Origin of the sequence: Moorena sp. SIO1F2, from assembly GCF_010672755.1 — a bacterium.
Classification (GTDB): domain Bacteria; phylum Cyanobacteriota; class Cyanobacteriia; order Cyanobacteriales; family Coleofasciculaceae; genus Moorena.
The window spans coordinates 1-11,051 of sequence record NZ_JAAHFV010000220.1 but is presented as its reverse complement, the minus strand read 5'-3'; the positions used below and the strand labels follow the sequence as shown (position 1 = coordinate 11,051).

Sequence of the window (11,051 nt, the reverse complement as noted above, 5' to 3'; positions counted from 1 at the left end):
GTTTTAACCACATACTCCATAGAATTGAAGTCATCATTATGGAGCAATACGCGATAGCGAGGCGCGTGTTTACGAACTGTTGAACGCTTCTCAATGGAGTATGTGGTTAAAACCTTGATGGAAACTGTGACGAGTCTGACTCAACCTCAAGCAGTCAATATTATGATGGAAGCCCATACATCCGGGCTGGCATTGGTGATTACCTGTGCTCAAGAGCATGCTGAGTTTTATTGCGAAACCCTGAAAAACCGGGGTCTGAGTAGTACAATTGAACCTGACGAATAACGGGCAATAGGAGAAATTCTTCCCTTTCCAAATCTTGAAATTATAAAACGTTTTACACCCAGGCTGGCTAGATTATCCCTATACCCAGCACCATTCAGGTTGGGGATGTTTATACTAGCTTTGCTGTTGCTTTGGTTACCCATAGCAGCACCAATATACTTAATTGGTAGAGACCCAAACTCAGTGACAATCCTGACTATGGGGCTAATGTTCGGGGTATTTCTGTACTTAGTCCGAGTTTGGGGAAGGAAGGTTTATCGCGAACCAGGACTGTTAAAAAAATATGGTTTGCGGCTAACAGCCCAAAACGCTCTTGAGTTAATCAGAGGACTAGGTCTAGGTCTGTTAATGACTCTTAGTCTGTTTGGATTACAAGGGTGGCTGGGTTGGGTAGCATTCCAAACCCCTGCACTGCCATGGTCACGGCTGATTGTAGAGGGATTAATCAGTGCTTTGGCCATAGGCTTCGCTGAAGAATTGGTGTTTCGGGGTTGGTTGCTTGATGAGTTGCAACGGGATTATAGTTTTAGGACATCACAGTGGATTGGTGCGATCGCATTTGCGCTGCTGCATTTCCTTAAACCAATTCCAGAGATGATTCGCGGCTTACCGAGATTTCCCAGTTTATTGCTGCTAGGGTTAATCTTGATTTGGGCCAAGGGATCAACTCAAGGACGGCTAGGTTTATCGATTGGTCTCCATGCTGGCTTAGTTTGGGGTTATTATATTATTGATGTTGGGCAATTAGTAGTCTATTCGGGCAAGGTTGCTCCCTGGATTACTGGCATTAATCGCGATCCTACTGCTGGGATAATGGGATTGCTATTTCTTGGTTTGGTTGCTTGGTGGATGAAGCGGAATCATAACAGTGATTAGTGATATAAGGGAACAGGGAACAGGGAACAGGGAACAGGGAACAGGGAACAGGGAACAGGGAATCGGGAATCGGGAATCGGGAATCGGGAATCGGGAATCGGGAATAGAGAAGAGGTAGCAGGGCAAAAATTATGTGTACCTCATTAGTATAAAAAAAGCTATAATTGGTGATTAGTAATTATTAATGATTGCTATTGAGAGTCTAACTTGATGATAGTTTAAAAGTCTAAATAGTAAGAGGTGCGACCCGTGGCGAATTTAATTCTTAATAGGTAAAGCGCACCTAAGCAAATTCTGGGCGGTATTTGGCAACTCCTGAAATCCCTTCAACGGCGCAGTGATCAAGTACAAAAATCATAAATGCCTCGTCCGGAATAGTTTTATCTTCGCGCTTATTCACTACTTAACCTTATATACCAATCCGTGTAGGAATTGTGAGAATTTTTGTTCCCTTTTCCCTAATCCCTGTTCCCTGTTCCCTGTTCCCTTTGGTATGGCAAAAATCCCTTGCCTTGTGTACCTCCCCTATGATGGAAGCAAAACAATTCGGAGCATAGGAGATAGCGGGTGAGTTTGGCAAGAATTTGGGCGATCGCAGCTAATGGTTTTCGGGAAGTGATACGCGATCGCGTTTTATATCTGATCGGCTTTTTTGCCCTAGCCCTAGGCATAGCCCTGAGGCTGTTACCGGAGGTAGCAGCAACCACAGAAGAGAAAATTTTTCTGGATTTGGGTCTAGCGGCGATGGGTATCCTGGGTGTAATCGTGTCAGTATTTGTTGGTACGGGGTTGATTAACAAGGAAATCGAAAAGCGTACTGTCTTAGTCTTAATTCCCAAGCCCCTAAACCGCGCTGAATTTATCATTGGCAAACACTTAGGGTTATCGGGTGTATTGGCTGTGCTGGTTGTGGCTATGACCGCCATTTATCTGCTGGGCTTACGTGCCTCTAGTATTGAATACCCTGTGGTTAGCATCCTGGTTTCGGTGGTTTACCAATTTCTAGAACTGTCTCTAATCACAGCAGTAGCGCTGATGTTTGGTGTATTTACTAGTTCACTGCTAGCAACCTTACTTACGTTTGGGGTTTATATGATGGGACACTTGAGCCGTGATTTAGTGGAGTTAAGCAAGTTGAGCGAGAATCCTGGCATTGAGCGGATGACTGAAACTCTATACTTGGTTATCCCGGATTTATCACGGCTCAATTTAAAGAATGATGCCGTGTATGGTGTCTTACCCCCGTTCCCAGAACTGTTTTTAAATGGACTTTATGGATTACTTTACATCGTGCTACTGCTAGCGATCGCTATCCTAATCTTCTGGCAACGGGAATTCTGAGTTATGCCAAGACCTATCAGCTATCAGCCCTGAGCATAATTTTTTTTCCCTGTTCCGGTGATCCGCTGTTCCCTATTCCCTGTTCCCTATTCCCTGTTCTCGACAACTACCACGAAGTCTAATCATGATAAATGGGGCATGATAGTAAATGGGGATAGTGCTAAAAATAGGGAAAATTATTTATCAAAACCATGCTAGAGCAGAAACTCAAGCAATTAAAAACTATATTTGCTGAGATGGAACGGGCTTTGATTGCCTATTCTGGGGGAGTTGATAGCACGCTAGTTGCTAAAATTGCTTACGATGTTTTAAGCGATCGCGCTTTAGCGGTCACTGCTGAATCCCCCTCACTATTACCAGAAGAATTAGAAGACGCTCGCATCCAAGCCGCTACCATTGGCATTACCCATGAGGTTGTCCAAACCCATGAGATGGATAATCCCAACTATACCTCTAACCCGGTCAATCGCTGTTATTTTTGCAAAAGTGAACTCCACGACACTCTCAAACCTCTAGCCCTGGAGCGAGGCTATCCTTATGTAGTCGATGGGGTGAATGGGGATGATTTAAGGGACTATCGTCCAGGGATTCAGGCGGCCAAGGAACGAGGTGCGCGATCGCCTTTAGCGGAAGTGGGGGTAACTAAGGCGGAAGTGCGCCAACTGTCGAAACAATTAGGATTGCCCTGGTGGGATAAACCTGCCCAACCTTGTCTGAGTTCTCGCTTTCCCTATGGGGAAATGATTACAGTGGCTAAGTTACAACGGGTAGGACGAGCAGAGATCTATTTACGGAAGTTAGGTTTCTCGAATTTGAGAGTTCGTTCAGAAGGAGATACTGCACGGATTGAGTTACTACCGGAAGAGATTAAGGAATTTGTGGTAACCACAGATTTACCGAAGTTAGTGGCAGAGTTTCAGGAGTTGGGTTTTGTCTATGTGACCCTGGATTTAGAAGGATATCGCAGTGGCAAATTGAATCAAGTTTTGAGTCAGGATGTGATTAGTATGAAAGCTTAATAAGTTTAGCTTTGTTTCAGGTTAAACCATCCAAGCATGTCTCCAGCAATTGGTCAAAGTTTCGACAATATACCAATTGTTGGTAGTCATGCCATGCTTGTTTGTTACTGTAGGGAATTCGGTTCAATGTTGCTTGCTGAATCTTCTCCATTAAGGGACGACGAAGAGATTCGTAGTTAAGGCAAGCATTGGCGATTGCTTGGATATTATCAAGATTATTTTTCTGTACAATATTAGCGATCATGGTAGCTACAACCAGAGCATCTTCCAATCCTTGATTAGCCCCTTGAGCCATGAAAGGAGGCATCCCATGGGCGGCATCACCCACTAAGATAACTCTACCTGAACTCCAGGGATATAGAGTTTCTGCACGGTGAATGTAATAGGGACGGGATTTGATTTTGACAGGAGGAGATAAAGCCACTAATTGTGTGAGAGCTTTGGGAAAATTAGCGTTTTCCAACTCTCGCAATGCTAAAGCAATCAAGGCACTTCCAGATTTTTCTGTCAACTCTTCCTGGTTTAAAGGAAGATGGAGCAAATACCCAAACTGAGCATTGGGACGGCGAAATAGGAGCATCCGTGGGGATTCCATAGAAGCCGAATCCTCTGAGATTTGATCATTAGTGATGGTGAGAATCCGTTCCTGCTGAAAAAATTTGTTTTCAAGCTCTGTGCTTAGCTCTGGAGGAATATCCGTGATTTTCATACAGAATAGGGCGGCAAATCCGGAATAGTCAGGTCTGGCTAAACCACTGTAGGGACTATCCTTATAAAGAATCCGACGAATGGTAGAGTTGATACCATCTGCAGCAACAACTAGCCTAGCCCGGATTGATTTTTTTTTAAATTGTTGGCCACTATGCTCTGAATTGAAGGAGACTGTATCTTGATCGTTCTGTCTGTTTGACCAATGAGCATAGGGATTTGCTTCTATGGCTGCATCAGAAACAAAATCTAGCCGAACATATCCGGTGTTTCCTTCATCCACTACATTAATACAACGATGATTCGCTTTAACCTGTTCAACGGGAAGTTGGTTTCTGAGAGTGGTCTGCAAATCATACCAAGAAATTGAGACTCGACCCTCTCCATAATCCTTGAACCAATCCTCATAGCTAATAGGAAAAGAATGAATTTGCTCTCCCTTAAAATTTTTGTGAACCCATTTTTCATTGGATTGCACTTTCTGAAAAAACTCCAGATCCGTTTTTTTAACTGCTTCGTAAGCAGAAGGCGCTATGTGCTTAAGCGCTTTTAATCCATTGGGCAAAAGATCGATAACCTGACCCACTCGACGAAAGTCACGAGTTTGATCAAGGACTAGAAAATTAGATATACCACGCTGCTGTAAGCCAATGGCAGTGGCTAATCCTACTGGACCAGCACCAACCACAACAATATCATAAGTGTCGATCATAATTATATTTTTGCGATCGTTTTTGCGATCAGCTTCGCTGCTGCTGTTCGGATAATTATATTACCTTACCAACTATAGGAATTCTACGACTTGTGAGGTACAAATTTCTGAGGTGCGACCCGTGGCGAATTTAATTACGGGTCAAACGCACCATTACGGTCTTGGGGAGGCAGCGCGGTCTTGGGGGTTTCCCCCATGAGCGACTGCATCAAGACAAGGCTCAACTGTCTTACGGTAAATTCAAACCACTCGCGCTTTGCATCAAGACGGGAGCAGGGAGCAGGGAAGAGGGAAGAGGTAAAAAATAATGTGTACCTCATGAGTCCTATGAACGCTATATCCGGGCTGAATGCTAGTTAAGCCAATTTTCTAAATCAGTTATGTTATTGAAATCTAAGGAGTCTTCTACCAAATTTTTCAACTCTTCAATTGTTAAATTTTCTATTTTACTAATGGTTTTTGTATCAATTTCCCCGAAACGCTTTTTCAGTAGACGCATTATTAAGGCGATCGCTTCTTTTTTTCTTCCTATTTCTTCAGCATAAGTTAGTTTTCCTCTTTCATCTTGTAATGCCATAGCACGGCGATCGGCAATTTCTAATTCTTCTGGTGTCATACCAGCTTGATTAGCAAGATTTAACGCTGATTCTATCTCTGATACTTCTCCTAAAGAAGGAGGAATGTTATCGAAACTAGAAGCTTCTTTGATGAAATAAATCCATTTATCGGCTAAAGTTTCTAATTCTGAGAGTCTTTTATGGAATTTCGGTAATTCTATAAATATTAACTGCAATTCCTCTTCCAGACATTCAAACTTTTCTGTTTTTTCTTGAAACACAAATTGATTAATAATTTGCTGAGTTTCGTCAAACAGAATAAAATCCGTAATTGTGACAGCTATAACAGGTTTAAGACGAATATAGTCCTCTGCTGTTTTTAACTGATTAACATATCCTTTCACCATATTATAAAGTACCCGTTTGCTAAAACCAGTGATGGATGAGACTTGCATTTCAATTAGGACAATTTCTCCATCCGCTAACACTGCTTTTACATCCAAATAAGTGTCTTTTAAAGTCAATACTTGACCGGGATTATAGGGATTAATAATGGTTAAAGATTTAATGATTGGTTCGCCATTGTAAATAATAGCATTAAGGAAACTAATTAATATAGTTTGACTTTCTTTGGAACCAAATATTTTTTTGAAGACATAATCTATTTTTGGGCTGATAAATCTCATAGTTTTGGCGTTCCTGAATTAAGGAATAAATGCGCGATAATCTGGTTTTATTAAAGCCCCCGTTGCTCCTCGAATTCTGAGGGACTTTGAAAGTTTTGTTACCCCCAGAATTGGGAAAACCATAGCCAGAATCAGCAATGCCCTTAGGATCAGACACTAGCGGGAAAACTACCACCAATGAAATGAACATCACTGAAGGTTTCGATCCATAGGCGAGCACCACAACGCAGTGGGTGATCGGGCTGATAGACAATCCGACATGGACCAAGGATTTCGATCTGGTTGCCGTATAGATTGTTGCCGCTTCGTTTTACCGAAATCACTGGCTGACGGTCTTCAGGAAGTTTACCATTGTTGGTGCCAATCCGATTACGGTTGACATTGATGGTGGCTAGAGCGGGAGGACGACTGGTACGCCATTTGCCCTTGGGTCCACGGGTAGCTTTGGTGATTTGTGGTAGGTCCTTGAAAAGAGGAATAATCCAGAATTTGCCGCTTTTATAGGCACCCCTGACCCGACCCTTCTCCAGGAGTTGGCGCAATCGTCGAGAAGAAATACCTAAGAGAGATGCGGCTTCGGTAGTACCAACGCAGTGGTTCATAATTGGATTCCTTAACTATTCCGATACTACTAGTATAACAAAAATTTATTCCTGGACGCCTTAATGTAAAGTGGGTGCATCTAATTTTTGCGACCCGGTGGGTGGAATGGGAATCAGGCGTGGAACAGGCATCTTGCCTGTGACAATTTTCCGGCGGGCTGTCCCAAGGACTACGAGGCAGAAAATCAGGGTTCGCCCGTGGTGCGTTACGGGGCGGGCTATCCCAACACTGGCGCTAGAGCGGAAAATCAGGGCAAGCCCGCCCCTAACGCACCCTACGCCACATTTAAAGTGAGATGCACCCTGTAAAGTTATGTAAAGTTTTGCCAAACTGACCAGACAACTAGGGTGAAATAATTTTTCATGATTGATATCTAATCAAAACGGATTTAGTATTACAGCCACCTAGCTCTGCCCTGAAAACCGCTATATGACTACCAACCAATTGTTAGAATCAAACCTTGAATCTCTAATCAATACAGCTGCCCAAAATCATCAGTTGGGTAAATTAGATGAGGCTGAATCTATCTACAGACAAGTAATACAGATTCAGGGGGATAATCAGGCTGAGGAAAAGCTTTTATCGAAGCCCTATAACGTGATAGCAATTGCTAATTTGGCAAGTATATTTGAGGAAAAAAACAAGTTAGAGGAAGCGGTAGGGTTGTACCAACAAGCTTTAAGCCTAAAACCTGACTTTGTTGAAGTTCATAACAATTTGGGAAATGTCCTATGGGCAAAAGGAGAGTTAGAGAAAGCGGTACAGTATTACCAAGAAGCGATTAGGGTTAAACCTGACTATGCTCTGGCTCATAACAATTTAGGAAATTTACTTTATAGTCAGGGTAAGTTAGGGGAAGCGGTACAGTGCTACCAAGAAGCGATTAGAGTCAAACCTGACTATGCTCAGGCTTATAGTAATTTGGGAAATGCACTCCAGGTACAGGCCAAGTTAGATGCCGCACGAGAGTCCTACCAGGAAGCGATTAAGCTTAAAGCGGATTGTTTTCAGGCTCATAACAATTTGGGAACAATACTCCAAAAACAGGGCAAGTTAGATGCTGCAAGAGAGTCTTACCAAGAAGCAATTAGGCTTAAACCTGACTATGCTGACGCTTATAACAATTTGGGAACAATACTCCAAAAACAGGGCAAGTTAGAGGAAGCGATACAGTCCTATCAGGAAGCGATTAGGCTGAAACCTGATTTTGCTGAGGCTTATAACAATTTAGGAAATACACTCCACGAACAGTGCAAGCTAGAAGAAGCCCTACAGTCTTACCAGCAAGCATTAAGTATTAACCCTAACTTGGCTGAAGCTAAACTGGCCATGTGCGTGTGTCAGATTCCGATCATTTATTCAAGTGTTGATGAAATCAAGGTAAGGCGAAATAATTACCAAGGTAGTCTCCAAAAATTAGCGGATAGCTATACACAGAGCGATACAGAGCTAAGTCCAAGGGAACTGCTAAGTGCCGCTAATGCGGTGGGAGCGTTTCAGCCTTTTTATCTGGCCTATCAAGGGTTAAATAACCGAGAGTTACAGCAAATTTATGGAGCCATGATTTGCCAGATCATGTGGAAGTGCTATCCCCGGTGGATCCAGAAAATTCCTCTACCAAATTTAGCACCTCATGAAAAAGTTCGGATTGGGGTTATTTCAGAATTCTTTTGGGATCATTCTAATTGGAAAATACCGATCAAGGGCTGGGTAGAAAATATAGATAGATCGAATTTTGAACTATTTGGTTATCACACAGGGTTAAAACAGGATAACGAAACAGCAATAGCCGCAAAATCATTTGTCAAATTTGTTCACGGTTCTTTGACTATCGAAGAATGGTGTGAAGTAATCACAGAAGATAAATTACACATCCTTATTTTTCCGGAATTCGGGATGTCCCCCACTACAGTTAAGTTGGGTTGTTTAAGACTGGCTCCGATTCAAATGACATCTTGGGGACATCCCGATACTAGTGGGATGCCGACGATTGACTACTACTTGAGTAGTGATTTAATGGAGGCAGAAAATGCTCAAGAGCATTACACTGAGACGTTAGTCAGATTACCGAATCTCTCTATCCATTACACGCCTTTGGAGATTACACCGGAAGCGATCGCTAAAAAGGACATAGGCTTAGATGATGATGAGATTATGTTCTGGTGCTGCCAATCGTTATATAAGTATTTACCTGACTATGATGATGTTTTTCCTAGAATTGCTAAAGAGTTAGATTGTCGGTGTAAGTTTGTATTTATTAAATATGTTAAAAGTGATCAGGTTACTGAGATATTTGAACAGCGTTTAAGGGATGCTTTTAATAAATTTGGCCTCGATTATACAGACTACTGCATATTTTTACCGTTCCTGAATAACAGGAGGTTTGCTGGAACGTCAGCGATAGCGGATGTATTCTTGGATAGCATTGGTTGGTCTGGATGTAACTCTAGTTTGGAATCTATTGCCCAGAATATTCCGATTGTGACATTGCCAGGAGATTTGATGCGTGGTCGGCATACGATAGCAATTCTAAAAATGATGGGTCTGGAAGAGACAATTGCTACGAGTAAAGAGGATTATGTAAAAATTGCGGTACGGTTAGGTCAAGATGCTGAATATCGTCAATACATATCTGATCAAGTTGCTGAAAATAAACATAAGTTATATGGTGACTTGAAACCGGTAAGAGCATTGGAAGATTTTCTATTAAATGTAGTCCATAAACCAAGACAATTTGCGATGGAAACTGTTTCTGAAGCACTACAACTTGCTGTTCAACATCGTCAAGCCAATCGCTTAAACAAGGCTGTACAGGTTTACTATAAGATTTTGGAACAACACCCTAATCATCCGGAAGCTTTATATGGCTTAGGGGTGCTGGCACAGCAAACAGGTCAGTATGAGATGGCCGAGAAGTTGTTCAGAGCTACTGTGGAAGCGGAGCCGAATTCTGTTAAGGGTTGGTTTAGTTTAGGTAATTTGTGCCAAGGTCAAGGTCAGTTGTCTGACTCGGTGGAGTATTACCAACGAGTTTTAACAATACAGCCGAACTTAATAGCGGTTCACAACAACCTTGGGTATGCTCTGCAACAACAAGGTAATTGGGACGATGCGATCGCATCTTATCAACAAGCTTTGGAGATTGACCCTACCTGCACTGAAGCTGATGTGAATCTCGGCAATGCACTCCATGCTCAAGAGAAGCTTTCCCTAGAAAAACAAGCACACTACGCACAGTTGAACCATGAGCTAGGGGTTACCCGGCAAAAGGCAGGAGATTTGACTAATGCTGTGGCTTACTATCGGCAAGCGGTCGCGATGCAGTCAGATTGGGTAAGCGCTCATTACAATTTGGGAGTGGTGCTTCAAGACCAAGGTGAGTTTGAAAATGCGATCGCATCTTATCAGAAGGTTCTGGAGCTCAATCCTAGTTATGGGGAAGTCTACTTTAACTTAGGCAGGATTTATCAAATTCAGAAGCAGTTAAAGGAGGCAGCATCTGCTTATCGACAAGGGCTAATGCTAGTCAATCCCCGGTATGGGAAAGTAGTAAATCCTGACAACGGTTCTAGAGTATCTCCTGAGACACTAACGCCACCGCAGGTAGAACAACCAGACGTTACTATCGGGGGATATCAGTTTCCAGGGATTCCAAGCGTATCGGTAAGTGAAGACAAGCGACCCTTTTGGACAGTAATTATTCCTTTATATAACCGTACTGACTATCTTCTAGAATGTCTGGCGAGTGTATTAGCTCAATGGCAAGGCGAGGAGGAGATGGAAATTTTAGTGCTGGATAATGCCAGCACACCTCCTCTATACGATTTGGTGAATTCCATTGGGGGAGGGGTAGTTCGCTACTACCGCAATCCAGAAAATATCGGTGCGCGACGCAATTTTAATCTTGGTATTGCCCTCAGTCGCGGTGAGTGGATTCATGTGCTTCCTGAAGATGAATATGTTCTTCCAGGTTTTTATTCCCGGTTGAAGAAGAGTCTAGAAACATGTAGTGATTCTGTGGGAGCAGCATTTACGGGTTATGAAAATATCAATGAGAAAGGAAAGATAATTTTCTCCCAACAAGTGTATGGAAAAGATACGGGTATCCATCAAGATTGGTTGTGGAAGATTGGCACTTCTAATGTATTGAATCCCTGTGCAGTTGTGATTCGTCGCTCTACTCATGAACATCTGGGGTGTTACGATCCGGGGAACACGTATACTCCTGATTGGGAACTTTATAAGCGTATTGCTAGTTTTTATA

11 protein-coding genes and 1 pseudogene are annotated in these 11,051 nt (G+C 42.6%); 6 read left to right on the top strand and 6 right to left on the bottom strand.

Annotated features, from left to right (window positions below):
- Positions 1-119: ATP-dependent Clp protease adaptor ClpS (locus F6J94_RS22415; RefSeq protein ID WP_293044287.1), on the bottom strand; the 119-nt coding region annotated here is incomplete at its 3' end.
- On the opposite strand from F6J94_RS22415, the pseudogene clpS reads away from it, so the two are divergent.
- A pseudogene (gene clpS, locus F6J94_RS22410) lies at positions 91-285 on the top strand (ATP-dependent Clp protease adapter ClpS); the annotation flags it as partial. The gene F6J94_RS22415 and the pseudogene clpS sit on opposite strands and share 29 nt — an antisense overlap.
- Before the next feature lie 105 nt (positions 286-390).
- On the top strand, positions 391-1,161 hold the full coding sequence (locus tag F6J94_RS22405) for a type II CAAX endopeptidase family protein (RefSeq protein WP_293044284.1): 771 nt from the start codon (positions 391-393) through the stop codon (positions 1,159-1,161).
- On the opposite strand, the gene F6J94_RS22400 is transcribed toward F6J94_RS22405, so the two are convergent.
- Positions 1,108-1,287 (bottom strand): hypothetical protein, encoded by a 180-nt coding sequence (locus tag F6J94_RS22400; protein ID WP_293044281.1) that lies wholly within the window; start codon positions 1,285-1,287, stop codon positions 1,108-1,110. The genes F6J94_RS22405 and F6J94_RS22400 overlap by 54 nt on opposite strands.
- A gap of 308 nt (positions 1,288-1,595) precedes the next feature.
- Between F6J94_RS22400 and F6J94_RS22395 the strand changes: the two genes are divergently transcribed.
- The 3 genes from F6J94_RS22395 to larE all read left to right on the top strand — a co-directional run bounded on the left by F6J94_RS22395 (position 1,596) and on the right by larE (position 3,521).
- Complete coding sequence (locus F6J94_RS22395; protein ID WP_293044278.1) at positions 1,596-1,718, top strand: hypothetical protein; 123 nt, start codon at positions 1,596-1,598, stop codon at positions 1,716-1,718.
- A gap of 10 nt (positions 1,719-1,728) precedes the next feature.
- Positions 1,729-2,502: an ABC transporter permease gene (locus F6J94_RS22390; protein WP_293044274.1), complete on the top strand. Its 774-nt coding sequence runs from the start codon at positions 1,729-1,731 to the stop codon at positions 2,500-2,502.
- Positions 2,503-2,693: 191 nt separating this feature from the next.
- Positions 2,694-3,521 (top strand): ATP-dependent sacrificial sulfur transferase LarE, encoded by an 828-nt coding sequence (gene larE / locus F6J94_RS22385; RefSeq protein WP_293044271.1) that lies wholly within the window; start codon positions 2,694-2,696, stop codon positions 3,519-3,521.
- A gap of 16 nt (positions 3,522-3,537) precedes the next feature.
- On the opposite strand, the gene F6J94_RS22380 is transcribed toward larE, so the two are convergent.
- From F6J94_RS22380 to F6J94_RS22365, 4 genes are all read right to left on the bottom strand, one after another.
- On the bottom strand, positions 3,538-4,941 hold the full coding sequence (locus F6J94_RS22380; protein WP_293044268.1) for an NAD(P)/FAD-dependent oxidoreductase: 1,404 nt from the start codon (positions 4,939-4,941) through the stop codon (positions 3,538-3,540).
- 134 nt (positions 4,942-5,075) lie between these two features.
- Entirely contained in the window at positions 5,076-5,261 is a 186-nt protein-coding gene (locus F6J94_RS22375; RefSeq protein ID WP_293044264.1) for a hypothetical protein, read from the bottom strand.
- 32 nt (positions 5,262-5,293) lie between these two features.
- Positions 5,294-6,184 (bottom strand): Rpn family recombination-promoting nuclease/putative transposase, encoded by an 891-nt coding sequence (locus F6J94_RS22370; RefSeq protein WP_293044261.1) that lies wholly within the window; start codon positions 6,182-6,184, stop codon positions 5,294-5,296.
- 149 nt (positions 6,185-6,333) lie between these two features.
- A complete protein-coding gene (locus F6J94_RS22365; protein WP_293044259.1) occupies positions 6,334-6,786 on the bottom strand; it encodes a helix-turn-helix domain-containing protein in 453 nt (150 codons plus the stop codon).
- A gap of 430 nt (positions 6,787-7,216) precedes the next feature.
- Between F6J94_RS22365 and F6J94_RS22360 the strand changes: the two genes are divergently transcribed.
- Positions 7,217-11,051, top strand: a 3,835-nt coding sequence (locus F6J94_RS22360; RefSeq protein ID WP_293044257.1) for a tetratricopeptide repeat protein, incomplete at its 3' end; no start/stop codon positions are given.

Coding starts and splice junctions, on each gene's coding strand:
- F6J94_RS22370 (WP_293044261.1), bottom strand. CDS start 6,184: ATGAGATTTATCAGCCCAAAAATAGATTATGTCTTCAAAAAAATATTT.
- F6J94_RS22375 (WP_293044264.1), bottom strand. CDS start 5,261: ATGAGGTACACATTATTTTTTACCTCTTCCCTCTTCCCTGCTCCCTGC.
- F6J94_RS22405 (WP_293044284.1), top strand. CDS start 391: ATGTTTATACTAGCTTTGCTGTTGCTTTGGTTACCCATAGCAGCACCA.
- larE (WP_293044271.1), top strand. CDS start 2,694: ATGCTAGAGCAGAAACTCAAGCAATTAAAAACTATATTTGCTGAGATG.
- F6J94_RS22365 (WP_293044259.1), bottom strand. CDS start 6,786: ATGAACCACTGCGTTGGTACTACCGAAGCCGCATCTCTCTTAGGTATT.
- F6J94_RS22380 (WP_293044268.1), bottom strand. CDS start 4,941: ATGATCGACACTTATGATATTGTTGTGGTTGGTGCTGGTCCAGTAGGA.